Source organism: Microbacterium sp. Se63.02b (assembly GCF_014171575.1).
Classification (GTDB): domain Bacteria; phylum Actinomycetota; class Actinomycetes; order Actinomycetales; family Microbacteriaceae; genus Microbacterium.
The window spans coordinates 2,803,422-2,821,130 of record NZ_CP050453.1 but is presented as its reverse complement, the minus strand read 5'-3'; the positions used below and the strand labels follow the sequence as shown (position 1 = coordinate 2,821,130).

Below are 17,709 nucleotides of genomic sequence, written 5' to 3'. Positions count from 1 at the left end.
GTCGCCGGTGCCGCGCTGACCGCGTGGTGGCTGGGCGCGGGGAGAGATACCGGGAGGCCGCGGTCGCGGCCGTGAGTGCGCTCGCCGAGAGGTCGCTGGAGCAGCCCTTCGCCCACGGCACCCTGCTGCGGGTGGCTGCGGGTCTCGCCGTTCCGCCCCGCCAGCTCGTCGTGGTCACCGCCGACCGGCACGGCGCGCTCGCCGCCGCCGCCAGGGGTGCGGATGCCGAGGTCGTCTCCGTGGTCGCCCCCGCACAGGCGCGTGCGCTCGCCGAGGCCGGCTTCGAGCTGTTCGCGGGCAAGGAGGCGACGGCGGAGCGGGCGTACGACTGCCGCGCGTTCGTGTGCCGCCTCCCGGTGCGCGACCCCGCGGAGGTCAGCGTCGCCCGGTGACGGCTGCCCGGGGTGGACGTGCGTGTCCGGTCTGGGCAGTCTGCCCACAGTTTCGGGCGAAGTCGCGGGTCTGTTGCGCGGGTTGCGCAGTATCAGGTGCACCGATTGCCCAGTGCCCGGCATCCGTTCTAGGGTTGCGCGACACCCCACTCCGATCGCAGCAAGGATGCTCTGACGATGCCCCTCCCCACCCGTGCCGGACTCGATGCCGTCCCCGCATACCGGCAGGGGCGCTCCGCCCCCGTCGGTGCCTCGAAGCTCTCGTCGAACGAGTCTCCGCATCCCCCGCTGCCCTCGGTCGCCCAGGCCGTGCGGGATCGCCTGGACGGCATCCATCGGTACCCCGACATGAGCGCGGCTGCTCTGCGTGAGCGGCTGGCCGCGCGCTACGGCGTCGACGCCGCCGAGGTCACCGTCGGCGCCGGCTCGGTCGAGATCGCGTCCCAGCTCATCCACGCGGTCGCCGGAGAAGGCGATGAGGTGGTCTTCGCATGGCGGTCCTTCGAGGCGTATCCCTCGCTCGTCCGCATCGCCGGGGCCACGCCGGTGCCGGTGCCGCTCGACGCCGATCACGGCCACGACCTCGAGGCCATGCTCGCGGCGATCACCCCGCACACGCGCCTGATCTTCGTATGCAACCCGAACAACCCGACCGGGACCGTGGTCGGTGCCGATGAGCTGGAGCGGTTCGTCGCCGCCGTGCCGCACGACGTCCTCGTCGTGGTCGACGAGGCCTACGTGCACTTCGACCGCACCGAGAGCCACGGTGCCGGGATCGAGCTGTTCCGACGTCACCCGCATGTGGCTGTGCTGCACACGTTCTCGAAGGCCTACGGGCTCGCCGGTCTTCGCATCGGCTACGCGATCGCGCCCGTCGAGGTCGCCGAGAATCAGCGCAAGGTCGCCGTGCCGTTCGGGGTGACCGACCTCGCCCAGGCCGCGGCCCTGGCCTCGCTGGATGCGGAGGATGAGCTCGCGACGCGCATCGACGAGGTGGTCGTCCAGCGCGACCGTCTGTACACGGTGCTCACCGCGGCAGGGTGGCCCGCCGTCCGCTCGCAGGCGAACTTCGTCTGGGTCCCCGCGGGCGAGCGCACCGCCGAGCTCGAGAGCGTCCTGCAGGCGGGAGGTGTGATCGCCCGCGCCTTCGCCGGCGAGGGCATCCGCATCTCGTCGGGCTCGACGGTGGACATCGATCGGGTCGCGGCCGCACTCGCGACCCTGCGCGTCGAGGTGGACGCATGACCGGCGATCGTCGGACCGAGGTCCCGCCCACCACGACCACCACCAGGGCCTGCACCCCGGCCTGACCCGTCGTCAGATCTCGATGATGGGTCTCGGCGGGGCCATCGGCGCCGGCCTGTTCGTCGGCTCGGGGCAGGCGATCAGCATCGCGGGTCCCGCGGTCCTGGTGTCGTACCTGGTCGCGGGCGGCATCGTCGTGCTCGTGATGGCGATGCTCGCCGAGATGGTCGCGGCTCGGCCCAGCTCCGGTGCCTTCAGCTCCTATGCCCAGAAGGCGATGGGACGCAGCGCGGGCAGCGCGGTCGGCTGGCTGTACTGGATCCAGCTGGTCGTGGTGATCGCGGCCGAGGCGACGGGTGCCGGTGCGATCGTGGCGAACTGGACGCCGGGGATCCCCGCCTGGGTGTGGGTGCTGATCTTCGTGGTGGCCCTCACGGCCGTGAACCTGTTCGGGGTGCGCAACTACGGCCGCTTCGAGTTCTGGTTCGCGGCGATCAAGGTCGCGGCGATCATCGCGTTCCTCGTGGTCGGGGTGTGCGCGATCGTCGGGCTCATCCCCGGTGTGCCGGCGACCGGCATCGCGAACCTGGTCGACGACGGTGGCTTCGCGCCCAACGGCATCGCCGGCATCGCGGGCGCCCTTCTCATCGTCGTGTTCGCCTTCGGGGGCACCGAGGTGGTCGCGATCGCCGCCGCCGAGTCGAATGACCCCGCGCACAACATCCGCCGTATCGTGCGCGAGGTGCTCGTGCGCATCCTGGTGTTCTACGTCGGATCGATCTTCGTGATCGTGGCCGTGCTGCCGTGGAACGACCCGGCGGTCAAGGCGGGTCCGTTCTCGGCCGTGCTCGACACCCTGAACGTGCCCGGTGTCGGACTCGTGATGGACCTGATCGTGATCATCGCGCTGCTGTCGGCCATGAACGCCAACATCTACGGCGCCTCGCGCATGGCCTACTCCCTGGGCGAGCGCGGTCTGGCGCCGCTGGCCGCGACGCGCACGAGCCTCAAGGGCGTGCCGTTCGTCGCCGTGCTGGCCTCGGTCGCCTTCGGCTTCGTCACGGTGGGGCTCAACTGGGCGTTCCCCGACGTCGTGCTCCCCGCGCTGCTCAACGTGGTCGGCTCGACACTGCTGGTGATCTGGACCGCGACCGCCGTGTCGCAGATCATCCTGCGCCGTCGCGCCGACCGCACGGGGGAGCAGATGCCGATGCGGATGTGGGGCTTCCCGTGGCTGTCGTGGCTGTGCCTGGTGCTGCTGGCCGCCGTGATCGCGCTCGCGATGATCGACCCGGCCGCCCGGATCCAGCTGCTGCTCACGCTCGGTCTCACGGCCGTGCTCCTGGTCGTCGCCCGCGCGACGAGGGGTGTCGCCCGCCCCGGCGTGACCAGGGAGTAGCGGATGCGGATCGATCGCCTCGACGCGCAGCTCATCCGGCTGCTCACGGAGTCGCCGCAGCTGCCGATCCTGGAGTGCGCGCGGCGGCTGGGCATCGCGCGCGGCACGGCGACCAGCCGTCTCGCGCGTCTGCACGAGGGCGGGGTGATCGAGGCGATCGTGCCCCGCATCGATCCTGCGGGCTTCGGCTACGGTGTCGTCGCGTTCTGCCTGGTCGAGATCGACCAGAAGGTCGGCCACGACGACGTGGCCACCGCGCTCGCCGATGCCGTACCCGAGATCGTCGACATGCACACGGTCACCGGAGCCAGCGACATGCAGCTGCGACTCGTCGCCCGCGACGCCACGCAGCTGCAGGAAGTGCTCGACCGGGTGGCACTCGTCCCCGGTGTCGCGCGCACCGCATCGTCGATCGCGATGCGCACGCACCTCTCAGGACGCGTCCTTCCGCTGGTCGATCACGTCGCTGCCGACGACGTGCCGTAGGGGCCGACCGGCCCGGCCTCACACCCAGCCGGGCATCCAGTTGTGCAGCAGCCAGAAGTCGTACGGCACGCTCATCCCCGTCCACAGCGGCAGGAAGAACGCCGACACCAGCACGACGAAGACGAGGAAGATCGTCACGGTGCGCTCGCCCGACTGCCGACGGTACAGCGGATCCTCGCGTCGCCCGGCGATGATGCGCAGCGTCATGCTCAGCCCGAGCACGAGGAACGGCATCATCACGACCGTGTAGAACTGGAAGATCGTGCGCTCGGGGAACATCAGCCAGGGCAGGTACGTGACCGCCAGCCCGACGAGCGGGAGCGTCAGCTCCGGGCCGATCGGCCGTCGGGCGATCCAGCCGCGGATCAGCCGGTACAGCAGGTAGACGGCCGCCGCGACGCCGGCGTACCAGATGAGCGGGTTGGGTACGGCCGAGATCACCGCGATGCAGTGGTCGGTGCCGCAGTTCGTCGGGTCGGAGTCGACCCAGACCGCGGTCGGCCGGAGCAGGAGGGGCCACTCCCAGGCGGGGCTCGCGTAGGGGTGGCCGCGTGTCAGCCCGACGTGGAAGCCGAGCATGGACTCGTGGTACTTCCACAGCGCGACCAGCGGGTTCGGGTCGCTCTGCCGGTCGTAGCCCCCGGACGTCACCAGCCAGCCGGTCCAGCTGATCAGATACACGGCGAGGGCCGGGAAGACGAACAGGACGAAGGAGACCGGCCCCTGGCGGAATGCCGCAGCGGTCGGCCACAGCACCACCCCCGCGCGGCGTCGGGCGAGGGCATCGGTGACCACGACGTACAGCCCGAAACCCGCCAGCGCGTAGAGGCCGGACCACTTCACGGCCGAGGCGGCGCCGAACGCCGTCCCCGCGGCGATCAGCCACGGCCGACGCCAGAGCACGGGTCCCCAGAACGGATCGGGGGCGTCAGGATCGCGTCTCTCGAGCACCGGGATGGTCCGCTCCCGATCGATGAGCACGAACAGCACGCCCAGCAGGAGGAAGAACGTCAGGATGCCGTCGAGCAGAGCGATCCGGCTCATCACGATGCTCAGGCCGTCGATCGCCAGCAGCGTGCCCGCCACGGTCGCGACCACGATGGAACCGCTCAGGCGACGCGCGATCAGGTACACCAGGAGGACCGATCCGGTACCGAGCACCGCGGTGGCCAGGCGCCAGCCTGCACTGTTGTCGGGCCCGCCGAGCGCCATGCCGAGCGCGATGAGCCACTTGCCCAGCGGGGGTGGACGATGAAGGCGCCCTGCTCGGACAGGGGCAGCGCCTGCAGGGTCACGAACGCCTCGTTGGCGTTCTCGCCCCACGTGCCCTCGTAGCCGAGCGTCCACAACGACCAGGCGTCCTTGACGTAGTAGGTCTCGTCGAACGCGAGTTGATGCGGATGCCCCACGTTCACCAGGCGCAGCACCGCGGCCAGCGCGGTGATGACGAGCGGGCGAGCCAGCGGACGGCGCGGCCCCAGTCCGGATCGCGCAGCACGCGATCGCGGAGCTGCCCGTAGCGCGTCGACCGCTCCTGAGGAGCGGGCAGCAGGGGCTCGGGCGCGGTCACCGCTCCAGCCTAGACAACCGGCCCTCCCGGTCGGCTGCATCCACCGCGCCTAAGCTGGGCGGGTGATCATCCTCGCCGCCACTCCGATCGGAAATCTCGGCGACGCGTCGCGTCGCCTGGTGGAGGTGCTCGAGAACGCCGAAGTCGTCGTCGCGGAGGACACCCGCACGACGCAGCGCCTATTGAAAGCGCTGCACATCGAGAACCGGCCCCGCCTGATCGCGTTGCACGACCACAACGAGAAACAGAAGGCGGCGGAGCTGGCGGCGCTCGCCGCGGAGACCGACATCGTCGTGATGAGCGACGCCGGGATGCCGACGGTGAGCGACCCCGGCTATGGTCTGGTCGCCGAGGCCGTCGCGCAGGGCGTCACCGTGACCGCGATACCCGGTCCGAGCGCGGTGCTGATGGCGCTCGCGATCTCGGGCCTGCCGACCGACCGCTTCACGTTCGAGGGGTTCCTGCCGCGCAAGCCGGGGAGCGGCGTTCGACGCTCCGGGCGCTCGCGGCGGAACCTCGCACCATGGTCTTCTTCGAGTCGCCGGCCCGCCTCGCGAGCGCGCTCGCCGACATGGGGACGGCCTTCGGCGACGAGCGGCGGATCGCCGTGTGCCGTGAGCTGACGAAGCTGTACGAGGAGGTACGGCGGGGCACGGCCTCCGAGCTCGTGGCCTGGGCCGAGGGCGGCGTGAAGGGCGAGATCGTGGTCGTCGTCGAAGGTGCCGCGCGCCGTGACGCCTCTCCGGAAGACGCCCTCGCCCAGGTGCAGCAGCTCGTCGCCGACGGCATCAGGCTGAAGGATGCCGCGTCCGAGGTCGCGTCCCTCACCGGGCTCTCTTCCCGCGACCTGTATCAGGCGGCCCTCGCCGCCCGCTCCGGGGAGGAGCGCGACCGTGAGCAGAGCGGCGACCGTCTACGACGTGGCGGACCGCGCCGGGGTCTCGATCGCCACGGTCTCGCGCGTGCTGCGCTCGCCGGATGCGGTGCGTCCGGTCACACGGGAGCGTGTGCTCGACGCCGTGACCGCCCTCGGCTATGTGCCCAGCGGCAGCGCCCGCGGTCTCGCGGAACGCCGCACCGGGGTGCTCGGGCTGTACTTTCCCGGGTTCGACGCCGCGGAGGACGCTCCGCCGCTCGACGCGCTGTCCGCCGCTCGGGCCGACGCTCCGCCGTTCGCCGTGGTGCGGAGGAGACGCAGGCCGAGACGGAGCGCTCCTCGATGCTCTTCCTCGACGAGGTGCTGCGCGGTGCGGAGCTGGAGGCGTGGAAGCAGGGGTTCGTGCTCATGGTCGGTGTCGGGCGCGACGACCCCGACCGTTCCACCGTGCGCGACATGGCCGGTCGTGTCGACGGCCTCATGGTCCTCGCGACCAGCGTTCCGGATGACGTGCTGGCGCGGCTGGCGCGGCGGATCCCCGTCGTGGTCCTCTCTGGCCCCCCGCGCGGGGATCACTACGACCACGTGACGGTGAGCAATGCCGAGGCCATGGCGGAGCTCACGCGCCACGTCCTGAGCCAGGTGGGGAAGGGGCGGCTCGCGTTCCTCGCTGGTCCAGCGGATTCGCCCGACGGACTCCAGCGCTGGGAGGGTTCGCGGCCGCGGTGACGGCGGCCGGCCGGTCCGTCGCCGACGTCGCCGTCCTCCGCGGCGACTTCACGCGGGTCCGGGCGCGCGGCGGCGCGGCAGCTCGTCGACTCCGGGGTGCCGACGGCCGTGGTGGCGGCGAACGACCAGATGGCGCTCGGCGTGCTGGACGTGTTCCGTGATGCCGGCATCGGCGTGCCGGACGAAGTGCTCGTCACAGGCTTCGACGGCATCGACGCTGCGGCGCTCGCGCACCCGCCGCTCACCACCGTCCGCCAGCCGATGATCGATCTCGGGCGGGCGGCGGTGCAGGTGCTCGCGCGTCGGCTCGAGCACACCGATGCCGATCCGGTGGTGGCGCGGCTGCCGCTGCAGATCCTCCTCCGCGAGAGCTCCCGACGCCCCTCCTGAGGCGCGGGAGGCATGCCGTCGCTCGGCTGTCAAGGGGTTGCCTTCGCAAAATGTATGCGCTTACACTCGCGGAGGCGGCGTAGACCGTCGTTCATGACAGAGACGACATGAGGTGGCAGATGTCAGGTGGCAGAGCGCCGAGAGGGCGTACGTTCCGACGGTGGCGCCGGGCAGCGGTCGTGGGTCTCACGGCTGCGGCGATCGCGCTGACCGGCTGCAGCATCCAGATCACGTCGCAACCCGATCCCTCGATCGGCGACGACACGATGCTGATCAACGCGGACCACGGCAACCCGTTCTTCACGAAGAACTTCAACCCGTACCTGACCAACACCCGCACCGCGTCGCGGTGGATCTACGAGCCGTTGATCCTGATCAACCCGCTCGACGGTGCGCAGAACCCGTGGCTCGCGTCGGAATGGTCGCAGCCCGACGCCCGCACGATCGAGATGACGATTCGAGACGGCGTGCAGTGGAGCGACGGCGAAGACCTCACCCCGGACGACGTGGCCTTCACGTTCCAGCTGCTCAAGGACAACCCCTCGCTCGACATCAAGGGCGCGTGGCAGCACCTCGACAGCGTCGAGACCGACGGCGACGACGTCATCCTGCACCTCAAGACGGAGGACGCCCCTTCGCTGTCGATCCTCGGCCAGACCATGATCGTGCCGGAGCACCTCTGGTCCGATGTCAAGGACCCCGGCACCTTCCGCAACGAGAACCCGGTCGGCACCGGACCCTTCGTGCTCGGAAACTACAACGACCAGCAGTATTCGATGGACAAGAACCCCGACTACTGGCAGGCCGATTCGATCGAGATCGAGCACATCGTCCTGCCCGCCACGAACTCGCAGCTCGACACCGTGAGCCGCGGCTACGACTGGGCGTATGCGTTCATCTCCGACGTCGAGGGCACCTGGGGCGCGGCGAGTCCGCACAACTCGTGGTGGTTCCCGCCGGGCGGCGTGATCGCGCTGATGCCGAACCTCGAGGTGGCCCCGTTCGACGACGTGAACGTGCGACGCGGCATCGCTCTCTCGCTCGACCGCGAGGAGATCGCCGAGACCGCCTCCGAGGGGTACATGAAGCCGGCAGGGCAGACCGGACTCATCCTCCCTAATCAGGAGCAGTACCTCGACCCGAGCATCCCCGACGGCGGCATGATCACGCAGGATGAGGATGCCGCGCTCGCGGCCTTCGCCGACGCGGGATACACGCTCGACGGCGACCGTCTCGTGGACGCGCAGGGCGAGCAGTTCGAGTTCGCTCTCACGACCGCCAACGGCTTCACCGACTGGACGCGCGCGGCGCAGACCGTGCGCAGTCAGCTCGCCGAGGTCGGGGTGAAGGTCACGCTCAAGCTCCCTCAGCCGGCCGGATACCAGAGCGCGATCAGCAACGGCGACTTCGAGATGGCGATCGGCGGCATGGGCAACGGCGACGTCTACCAGGCGTACAACAACCTGCTCTCCAGTGAGTTCTACGTGCCGTCGGGGGAGGCGACAGCCAACAACTTCGAGCGCTACCGCTCGGACGAGGCCGACGCGCTGCTCGCCGAATACCGCGAGACCGTCGACACGGCTCGCCAGGCCGAGATCGTGCAGGAGCTGCAGGGCATCGTCTACGACGAACTCCCCGTGATCGGCCTCTACTACGGCGGCATCTGGGGGCTGTTCAACGACGCCAAGTTCACCGGATGGCCGAGTGAGGACGACCCGTACATGATCCCGCAGAACTACGACTCCGCGCCGCTGGGCATCTTCACGCGGCTCGAGCGAGTGAAGGAGGACGACAAGTGAAGTACGTGCTCCAGAAGTTCGGCCTGTTCGTGCTCACCCTGTGGGCGGCGGTCACCCTGAACTTCTTCCTCCCGCGCATGATGCCGGGGTCGCCGGCCGACGCCGCGATCGCCAAGCTCTCCCAGAACGGTCCGGTGTCGGATGCCACGCGCGCCGCCATCGAGGCGCAGCTGGGCGTGCCGACGGGGTCGCTGTGGGACCAGTACATCGCCTACCTCGGCCAGGTCGTGCGGCTCGACTTCGGGGTCTCGTACACCTTCTACCCGCAGAGCGTGTCGAGCATGGTCTCCACCGCGCTGCCGTACACGATCGGGCTCGTCGGCATCGTCACGGTCCTCGCGTTCGTGATCGGGACGCTGATCGGGGTCGCGGCCGCCTGGCGCCGAGGCACCTGGCTCGACACGCTCCCCACGCTGACCGGCTCGTTCCTGAGCACGTTCCCCTACTTCTGGACGGCACTGCTGCTGCTGTTCTTCTTCGGCTACGTGCTGCACTGGTTCCCGACCACCGGCGCCTACTCCGCCACGACGACGCCCGGATTCACGTGGGACTTCCTCGGAGACCTCCTGAGCCACGCGTTCCTGCCGGCGCTGACGATCCTGCTCACCTCGCTCGGCGGGTGGATCATCGGCATGCGCAACGCCATGATCAACACCCTCGGCGAGGACTACATCACCTTCGGTGAGGCGAACGGCCTGCACGGCCGCACGATCGCCCTCCGCTACGCCGCGCGCAATGCGATCCTGCCGAACCTCACCGGCTTCGGGCTCACCCTCGGCGGTGTCGTCGGCGGGTCCATCCTCGTCGAGCAGGTGTTCGGATACCCGGGCATCGGATACCTCCTCTTCAACGCCGTGATCGGGCAGGACTACCCGCTCATGCAGGCGCTCTTCCTGATGATCACCGTGAGCGTGCTCATCGCCAACTTCCTCGTGGACATCCTGTATGGGGTGCTGGACCCAAGGACACGCCGATGACCTCCACCATGAACGTCAAGATCCCCGCCGACCGCATCGCGGCGCCCAGTCCGTGGCGCGCCTTCGGGCGGATGGTGAGCACCCTCTGGTCGAACGGCAAGGCCAGGCTCGGCCTGTGCATCCTCGGCTTCTTCGTGCTCGTGGCCGTGTTCGCACCGCTGCTGGCGCCGTACGACCCGAAGGAGAACGGCTTCGAGCGCAACGCCGACGCCTCCTGGGCGCACTGGCTCGGGACGACGGCCGCGGGGGAGGACGTGCTCAGCCAGCTCATCTACGGCGCGCAGGTCAGCCTCCTCGTCGGGTTCGCCGCCGGCATCCTCTCCACGATCGTGGCGGTGCTCATCGGTCTCAGCTGGGGGTACATGCGCGGCTTCGCGGGCGAGGTCATCGGATTCATCGTCAACCTCTTCCTCGTGATCCCCGGGCTGCCGCTCATGATCGTGATCGCCGCCTATCTGCAGAACGGCGGCATCCTGATGATCATCGCGGTGATCGTCGTGACCGGATGGGCGTGGGGAGCGCGCGTGCTCCGCAGTCAGACGCAGTCGCTGCGCGGCAACGACTTCGTCACCTCGGCCCAGTTCTCGGGCGACAGCCGCACCCGCATCGTGTTCCGCGAGATCCTCCCGAACATGACCTCGATCATCGCCGGGACGCTGTTCGGTGCGGCGACGGCCGCCATCCTCGCGGAGGCGGGCCTCGAGTTCCTCGGCCTCGGCGACTCCAGCATCGTCAGCTGGGGCACGATGCTCTACTGGGCGCAGAACTCCAACTCGCTGCTCACCGGGCAGTGGCTGCTGCTGTTCGCCCCCGGTCTCTGCATCGCCCTGCTGGCGCTGAGCCTGACACTGATCAACTTCGGCGTCGACGGCATATCCAATCCGCGCCTGCGAGAAGGGAAGGGGCGATGAGCGCCATGGAGCACGACGAGATCCTGCTCGACGTCCAGGGACTGTCGATCGAATACGCGTCGCCGGGACAGGATCCGGTGCAGGCGGTGCACGACGTGTCGTTCCGTCTGCGCCGCGGGGAGTTCGTCGGACTCGTCGGGGAGTCGGGATCGGGCAAGTCCACGCTCGGCTTCGCGCTCACGCGGCTGCAGAAGCCTCCGGCGCGCATCAGCGGAGGACGCATCCTGTTCGACGGGCGCGACATCCGGGAGCTCGACGCCGAGGAGCTGCGCCGCCAACGCCAGGGCGGCTTCGCCATGGTGCTGCAGTCGGGCATGAACGCCCTCAACCCCGTCCGGACGGTGGGCAACCATTTCCGCGACATCTTCGCCGCGCACGGCCACGTGCCGCGCGAGCAACGCGAGGCTCGTGCTCGCGAACTCGTCGGCAAGGTGGGGCTCGCGCCCGAGGTGCTCGCGCGCTTCCCCGGCGAGCTCTCCGGCGGCATGCGACAGCGCGCCTCGATCGCGCTCGCGCTCTCACTCGAACCTCAGCTCATGGTGTTCGACGAGCCGACAACGGCGCTCGACGTGCTGGTGCAGCACGCCGTCATGGACACGATCAAGGAGCTGCAGAGGTCGGAGCGCTTCACGGCCATCCTCATCAGCCACGACCTCGGCATCGTGCTCGAGGCCACCGACCGTGTGATGGTCATGCACGAAGGTCGCATCGTGGAGGACGCCCCGAGCCGGGACATCCTCGAACGCCCGCAGGACGAGTACACGCGCATGCTGCTGAGCCACTATGCGGACCCGCGGGCGAAGACGCTCTCCATCCCCGGGTTCGTCGACCTGGGCACGCGGCGTCGCGAAGGGCGCTCGAGGGCGGACGTCACCGAGACCGTGCCGACCGTGTCGCCGCGCGATGCCCGTCGGGCGGATGCCGCGATCGTCGTGGACGGGGTGTCGAAGCGCTACCCGGCACCGCGACGCGGTCAGGACGCCGTGACGGCGGTCGACGACGTGTCGTTCCGGCTCGAGCCGGGAGAGGCGCTCGCGCTGGTCGGCGCCTCGGGGTCGGGCAAGTCGACCATCGCGAAGATGCTCACGGGCGTCGAGAAGCCGACCTCGGGCAGCATCCGCTTCGGTGGCACCGATGTCGCCACCCTCAAGCGGCGGGGGCTGCGCGATCTGCGCAAGGACGTGCAGATGGTGTTCCAGGACCCCTATGCGGCGCTGAACCCCCTGCACACCGTGGAGTACGCGCTGACACGTCCGGTCGTGAACTACACGCGACTCCGCGGCGCCGAGGCCAGAGCGCGAGTGCTCGAACTCCTGGAGACCGTGGGTCTCACTCCCGTCGAGCAGTTCGCGGCCAAGCTGCCGCATCAGCTCTCCGGCGGGCAGCGCCAGCGCGTGGTGATCGCCCGCGCGCTCGCCAGCGACCCCCAGGTGCTGATCGCCGACGAGCCGGTGTCGATGCTCGACGTCTCGCTCCGCGCCGGCGTGCTCGCCCTGCTCGAAGACCTGCGCGAGAGGTGGGGCATCAGCATGCTCTACATCACGCATGACCTGCTGAGCGCGCGCCTCGTGACCGAGAACATCCTCGTGCTCAACCGCGGCCGCGTCGTCGAGCGCGGCGAGACCTCGCAGGTCCTGCAGCACCCCGAAGATCCGTACACGGTCGAGCTGCTCGACGCCGTGCCCAACCCCGCACGCGCGCGCTAGACCGCGACGAGAGACCTGCAAGTAAGAGAGAGGAGCGCATCCGTGCTCGCATTCCCCGACGGCTTCCTCTGGGGCGCCGCGACCGCTGCCCACCAGGTGGAGGGCAACAACACCACGAGCAACTGGTGGGCGATGGAACACGCACCGGACTCGCCCATGGTCGAGCCCTCGGGAGACGCCGCCGATCACTTCCACCGGTACCCGGAGGACATGCGGCTGCTCGCCGAGGCCGGACTGAACTCCTATCGGTTCTCGGTGGAGTGGGCGCGGATCGAACCGGAGCGCGGCTTCGTGTCGCTGGCGATGCTCGACCACTACCGTCGCATGATCGACACGGCGCGGGAGAACGGCCTCGACCCGACGGTCACCCTCATGCACTTCACGGTGCCGCAGTGGTTCCAGAGAGACGGTTTCTGGCGTGCCGACGACGCGGTGGATCTGTTCTCGCGTTACGTCGAGACGGTGCTGCCGATCCTCGATGGCGTGCGCTACGTGTGCACGATCAACGAGCCGAACATCGCCGCCATGCTGGCAGGAGGGGAGGACGCCGCCAACCTCGTGGCCTACGGCCTGCCCAACCCCGACCTCGGCGTCGCCGACACGCTGCTGGCGGCCCACCACCGGGCAACGGAGATCCTGCACACCGTCCCCGGCGTCCAGGCGGGGTGGACGATCGCGACCCAGGCCTTCCACTCCACGGGGGAGCCGGGGGCCGACGAGATGCTCGCGGCGTACGGCGATCCGCGCGACCACTGGTATCTGGAGCAGTCGGCCGGAGACGACTTCGTGGGGGTGCAGGCGTACACCCGCACCTTCATCGGTCCGGAGGGGCCGCTTCCGGTGTCGACCGACGTCGAGACCACCCTGACCGGTTGGGAGTTCTTCCCCGAAGCGCTCGAACTCGGGGTGCGCAGCGCGTGGGAGCGCAGCGGCGGGGTGCCGGTGCTCGTCACCGAGAACGGCATCGCCACCGCCGACGACACCCGGCGCATCGCCTACACCCAGGGGGCGCTCGAGGGCCTGCACCGTGCGATCGCGGACGGCATCGACGTGCGGGCATACCAGCACTGGAGCGCGCTCGACAACTACGAATGGGCCAGCGGCTTCGCGCCGACCTTCGGTCTGATCGGCTTCGACCACGAGACGTTCGCGCGGACACCCAAGCCCTCGCTCGCCTGGCTCGGGGAGGTCGCCCGGCGCAACGGGCTGTGACGGCGTAACCACGGGCATGGGGGCACCTAGAATTGTCCCCATGCCCGCAGGCGAATCCTTCTACATCACCACGCCCATCTACTACCCGTCCGACGTGCCTCACATCGGCCACGGGTACACGACGGTGGCCGTCGACACGCTCGCACGGTGGCACCGCCAGGCGGGGGATGACACCTGGATGCTCACGGGCACCGACGAGCACGGTCAGAAGATGCTGCGTGCGGCGGCGGCGAACGGCGTCACCCCGCAGGAGTGGGTCGACAAGCTGGTCAGCGAGAGCTGGTTCCCGCTGCTGACGACGCTCGACGTCGCGAACGACGACTTCATCCGCACCACCCAGGAGCGCCACGAGACGAACGTGCAGACGTTCTTCCAGCGCCTGTACGACCGCGGCTACATCTATGCGGGCGAGTACGAGGCGCTCTACTGTGTGGGCTGCGAGGAGTTCAAGCCCGAGTCGGAGATCGTCGACGGCACCGGTCCGTTCGAGGGGTTGAAGGTCTGCGCCATCCACTCGAAGCCGCTGGAGCTGCTGCAGGAGAAGAACTACTTCTTCAAGCTCAGCGAGTTCCAGGAGCCTCTGCTCGAGCTCTACAAGACCCAGCCCGACTTCGTGCGCCCCGACTCGGCGCGTAACGAGGTCATGTCGTTCGTGAGTCAGGGCCTGAAGGACCTGTCGATCTCGCGTTCGACCTTCGACTGGGGCATCCCGCTGCCGTGGGACGAGTCGCACGTCATCTACGTGTGGGTCGATGCCCTGCTGAACTACGCCACGGCGGTCGGATACGGCTCCGACGAAGAGACGTTCGCGCGCCGGTGGCCCGCGTACCACGTGGTCGGCAAAGACATCCTGCGCTTCCACGCGGTGATCTGGCCCGCGCTGTTGATGGCTGCCGGCCTCGAGGTGCCCAAGGGCGTCTTCGCGCACGGCTGGCTGCTGGTCGGCGGCGAGAAGATGTCGAAGTCGAAGCTCACCGGCATCGCGCCGACCGAGATCACCGACGTCTTCGGCTCCGACGCGTACCGCTTCTACTTCCTCTCCGCGATCGCCTTCGGGCAGGACGGCTCGTTCTCGTGGGAAGACCTGTCGGCGCGCTACCAGGCCGAGCTCGCGAACGGTTTCGGCAATCTGGCGTCGCGCACCACGGCGATGATCGAGAAGTACTTCGAAGGCATCGTGCCGCCTGCGGCGGAGTACGCCGAGAACGACCTCGCGATCCAGAAGATCGTGGCGGATGCCGCGGCGAACGCGGATGCTGCGGTCGCGCAGTTCCGCATCGACGAGGCGATCTCGGCGATCTGGACGATCGTCGACGCGCTCAACGGCTACATCACCGAGAACGAGCCGTGGGCTCTGGCCCGCGACGAGGACCAGCGCGCACGGCTCGGCACCGTGCTGTACACCTGCGCCGAGGGGCTGCGCGCTCTCGCTGTGCTGCTCTCGCCGGTGATGCCGCAGTCGACCGAGATGCTGTGGATCGCACTCGGCGCCGCCGAGACCCTCGGGCGTCTGCAGGATCAGCCGATCCGTGAGGCCGGAACCTGGGGCGTGCTGCGCCCCGGCACCAGCGTCAACGGCCTCGCGCCGCTGTTCCCCGCGTGGAGTCCACGGCCTGAACGATGTCGGGCACGTACGTACAGCGCCGCGATGGCGACGGGCGCAAGGATCTGAAGTATCCGGCGGCCCCCGAGCCGTTGACGGTTCCGGTGTACGACAACCACGCGCACCTCGAGATCGTCGACGGCGATGAACCGTTGTCGCTGACGGAGCAGCTCGACCGGGCGGCGGCCGTCGGCATCGCCGGCGTCGTGCAGGCATCGGGAGACATCGAGTCGTCGCGGTGGGCGGTCGAGGCCGCGGCATCCGATCCGCGCGTGCTCGCCGCCGTCGCGATCCACCCCAACGACGCTCCGACCTATGCGGAGCAGGGCCGGGTCGGCGGGGTGGGCCTGGACGAGGCGATCGCCGTGATCGACGAGCTCGCGGCGCACCCCGCACCCGGGCGATCGGCGAGACCGGGCTCGACTTCTTCCGCACCGAGCCCGAGCGCCGGGCGCCGCAGTTCGAATCGTTCGAGGCCCACATCGCGCTCGCGAAGAAGCACGGCATCGCGATGCAGATCCATGATCGCGATGCGCACGATGCGGTGCTCGAGACCCTGACCCGTGTCGGCGCTCCCGACCGCACCGTGTTCCACTGCTTCTCGGGCGATGACGCGATGGCCCGGATCTGCGCGGACGCGGGCTACCACCTGTCGTTCGCCGGCAACGTGACGTTCAAGAACGCGCAGAACCTGCGGGACGCGCTGAAGGTCACCCCGCTCGACCGCATCCTCGTCGAGACGGACGCCCCCTTCCTCACTCCGGTACCGCTGCGGGGCCGCCCGAACGCGCCGTACCTCGTGCCGATCACCGTGCGCTTCATGGCGGCAGAGCTCGGCATCGACGTCGACGAGCTCTGCGCCCAGCTGGCCGACAACACCCTGCGCGTCTACGGCTCGTTCGCCGACTGACGCTCGGGATCCACGTCTTCGGGCCCGGTCTCGGCGACCGGCTTCGCGCTCACGATCTGCGAGATGGGCTTCCACACCAGCAGCAGGGTGATCGCGGCGCCGCCGAACGCGAACCACCACGGGGCCGTGAGTCCCCACAGCTGAGCGATCACTCCGCCCAGCGCCTGGCCGATCACCATGCCGCCGAACACGCCGACCATGTTCACCGAGGCGACGCGGCCCTGCAGCTCGGCGGGGACCAGGCGCTGTCGGACGGTCGTGGAGATCGTGCCCCACACGAACGCGTATGCGCCGAAGACGAACATGATGATGAGGGCGACCCACCCCGTCGTGGTGAGCGCGAACGACAGGTGCATGAGCACCTCGAGCGACAGGACGATGCGCATGAGCGTCGCGAAGGAGACGTGCCGCTCGAGCCAGCCGAAGCTGAGCGTGGCGAGGATGCCGCCGGCTGCGGACGCCGTCGTCAGCGCGCCGTAGCCGACCGCGCCCATGTGCAGATGCTCGGTGGCGTAGAGGACGAGCACGCCCCACGGCGCCGCCCACGTGACGTTGAAGACCAGGATGATGAGCACCAGCATCCGCACCGGTGGGTTGCGCCACAGCCACCGCAGGCCCTCGGCGATGTCGGTGTGCACGGGCGGTGGGTGTCGGTCTCCCGGGGGCACCGGAGTCTTCGCCATGCGTGAGATCAGCACCACGGCGAGGCTCACGCACACGACCTCGAGCAGGAACGGCCATGCCGTGCCAGCGGCGAACAGGAAGGCGCCGAGCGGAGGGCCGGCGAACTGGTTCGCGACCAGGTATCCGGCTTGCAGGCGCGCGTTGCCGGTGCCGAGATCGGCGGGCTTCACGAGCATCGGCAGCAGCGTGCTCCCTGCCGTGTCGACGAACACCTCGGCCGTGCCGTAGAGGAAGGCGACGGCGAGGACGATCCAGATGTTCGCGACGCCGGTGACGAGGAACACGCACAGCGCGGCGAGCACGACGGCGCGCGCGGCGTTCGCGGCCATGACGAGGCGTCGGCGGTCGAAGCGGTCGGCGATCGCGCCGGCGTGCAGCCCGAACAGCAGCCACGGGAGGAACTGCAGGATCGCGCCTGCCGCGACCAGGATCGGCGAGGACGTCATCGATGCGATCAGCAGGGGAGCCGCTGCGAGGGCGACGCCGTCGCCGATGTTGCTGGTCCACGACGACGCGAGGAGCCAGCGGAAATCGCGGCCCATGCGGCGGGGCGCGATCAGTTCACCGAGGGAGGGCACCAGAGAAGGCTACTGAATCGCGGCCCATGCGGCGGGGGCGACGAGTTCACAGAGGGAGGGCACCAGAGAAGGTTGCTGAATTGCGGCCCATGCGGCGGGGGCGACGAGTTCACCGAGGGAGGGCACCAGAGAAGGTCACTGAGTCACTGAGTCACTGAGTCACTGAGTTACTGAGTCACTGAGTTACTGAGTCACTGAGTCACTGAGTCACGGGGACACCGGGAGAGTAGGGGAGAATGGA

At 69.3% G+C, this 17,709-nt stretch carries 16 protein-coding genes and 2 pseudogenes; 14 read left to right on the top strand and 4 right to left on the bottom strand.

Annotated features, from left to right (window positions below; genetic code table 11):
* The first annotated feature begins 71 nt into the window (after positions 1-71).
* The 4 genes from G4G29_RS24110 to G4G29_RS13805 all read left to right on the top strand — a co-directional run bounded on the left by G4G29_RS24110 (position 72) and on the right by G4G29_RS13805 (position 3,522).
* On the top strand, positions 72-392 hold the full coding sequence (locus G4G29_RS24110) for a hypothetical protein (RefSeq protein WP_309491580.1): 321 nt from the start codon (positions 72-74) through the stop codon (positions 390-392).
* Between the two features lie 177 nt (positions 393-569).
* Positions 570-1,637: a histidinol-phosphate transaminase gene (gene hisC / locus G4G29_RS13815; RefSeq protein WP_183150516.1), complete on the top strand. Its 1,068-nt coding sequence runs from the start codon at positions 570-572 to the stop codon at positions 1,635-1,637.
* A gap of 82 nt (positions 1,638-1,719) precedes the next feature.
* Positions 1,720-3,036: an amino acid permease gene (locus G4G29_RS13810; RefSeq protein ID WP_244632034.1), complete on the top strand. Its 1,317-nt coding sequence runs from the start codon at positions 1,720-1,722 to the stop codon at positions 3,034-3,036.
* Between the two features lie 3 nt (positions 3,037-3,039).
* The gene (locus G4G29_RS13805; RefSeq protein WP_183150515.1) at positions 3,040-3,522 is read left to right on the top strand and encodes an Lrp/AsnC family transcriptional regulator; all 483 of its coding nucleotides are present in this window, start codon (positions 3,040-3,042) and stop codon (positions 3,520-3,522) included.
* Between the two features lie 18 nt (positions 3,523-3,540).
* Here the strand turns inward: G4G29_RS13805 and G4G29_RS13800 are convergent, their stop codons facing one another.
* The 3 genes from G4G29_RS13800 to G4G29_RS22310 are packed head-to-tail and all read right to left on the bottom strand — an operon-like array spanning position 3,541 to position 5,092.
* Entirely contained in the window at positions 3,541-4,734 is a 1,194-nt protein-coding gene (locus tag G4G29_RS13800; protein ID WP_244632033.1) for a phospholipid carrier-dependent glycosyltransferase, read from the bottom strand.
* A complete protein-coding gene (locus G4G29_RS22315; RefSeq protein WP_244632032.1) occupies positions 4,647-4,949 on the bottom strand; it encodes a hypothetical protein in 303 nt (100 codons plus the stop codon). The genes G4G29_RS13800 and G4G29_RS22315 overlap by 88 nt, the downstream gene beginning before the upstream one ends.
* Positions 4,934-5,092, bottom strand: coding sequence for a hypothetical protein (locus G4G29_RS22310; protein WP_244632031.1), 159 nt, complete (start codon positions 5,090-5,092; stop codon positions 4,934-4,936). Before G4G29_RS22310 ends, G4G29_RS22315 begins: the two co-directional genes overlap by 16 nt.
* A 62-nt stretch (positions 5,093-5,154) precedes the next feature.
* Here G4G29_RS22310 and rsmI point away from each other — a divergent pair.
* The 10 genes and pseudogenes from rsmI to G4G29_RS13755 form a co-directional block, all read left to right on the top strand.
* Positions 5,155-5,966, top strand: a pseudogene (rsmI, locus tag G4G29_RS13795) (16S rRNA (cytidine(1402)-2'-O)-methyltransferase); the annotation flags it as partial.
* Complete coding sequence (locus tag G4G29_RS22305) at positions 5,893-6,558, top strand: LacI family DNA-binding transcriptional regulator (RefSeq protein ID WP_244632604.1); 666 nt, start codon at positions 5,893-5,895, stop codon at positions 6,556-6,558. The pseudogene rsmI and the gene G4G29_RS22305, both read left to right, overlap by 74 nt.
* 236 nt (positions 6,559-6,794) lie before the next feature.
* Positions 6,795-7,088, top strand: a complete 294-nt coding sequence (locus G4G29_RS22300; protein WP_244632030.1) for a substrate-binding domain-containing protein — start codon at positions 6,795-6,797, stop codon at positions 7,086-7,088.
* Positions 7,089-7,267: 179 nt separating this feature from the next.
* Positions 7,268-8,887 (top strand): ABC transporter substrate-binding protein, encoded by a 1,620-nt coding sequence (locus G4G29_RS13785; RefSeq protein WP_244632029.1) that lies wholly within the window; start codon positions 7,268-7,270, stop codon positions 8,885-8,887.
* Positions 8,884-9,864, top strand: a complete 981-nt coding sequence (locus G4G29_RS13780) for an ABC transporter permease (protein ID WP_183150513.1) — start codon at positions 8,884-8,886, stop codon at positions 9,862-9,864. Before G4G29_RS13785 ends, G4G29_RS13780 begins: the two co-directional genes overlap by 4 nt.
* A complete protein-coding gene (locus tag G4G29_RS13775) occupies positions 9,861-10,775 on the top strand; it encodes an ABC transporter permease (RefSeq protein ID WP_183150512.1) in 915 nt (304 codons plus the stop codon). Before G4G29_RS13780 ends, G4G29_RS13775 begins: the two co-directional genes overlap by 4 nt.
* Entirely contained in the window at positions 10,772-12,481 is a 1,710-nt protein-coding gene (locus tag G4G29_RS13770; RefSeq protein WP_244632028.1) for an ABC transporter ATP-binding protein, read from the top strand. The genes G4G29_RS13775 and G4G29_RS13770 overlap by 4 nt, the downstream gene beginning before the upstream one ends.
* A gap of 42 nt (positions 12,482-12,523) precedes the next feature.
* Positions 12,524-13,693 carry a family 1 glycosylhydrolase gene (locus G4G29_RS13765; protein ID WP_183150511.1) on the top strand — a complete coding sequence of 390 codons (1,170 nt, stop codon included), beginning with the start codon at positions 12,524-12,526 and terminating at the stop codon, positions 13,691-13,693.
* 40 nt (positions 13,694-13,733) lie between these two features.
* Positions 13,734-15,365: a methionine--tRNA ligase gene (metG, locus tag G4G29_RS13760; protein WP_244632027.1), complete on the top strand. Its 1,632-nt coding sequence runs from the start codon at positions 13,734-13,736 to the stop codon at positions 15,363-15,365.
* A pseudogene (locus tag G4G29_RS13755) lies at positions 15,314-16,206 on the top strand (TatD family hydrolase). Before metG ends, G4G29_RS13755 begins: the two are co-directional and overlap by 52 nt.
* On the opposite strand, the gene G4G29_RS13750 reads toward G4G29_RS13755, so the two are convergent.
* Complete coding sequence (locus tag G4G29_RS13750; protein ID WP_183150510.1) at positions 16,185-17,468, bottom strand: MFS transporter; 1,284 nt, start codon at positions 17,466-17,468, stop codon at positions 16,185-16,187. The pseudogene G4G29_RS13755 and the gene G4G29_RS13750 sit on opposite strands and share 22 nt — an antisense overlap.
* Positions 17,469-17,709 lie beyond the last annotated feature (241 nt).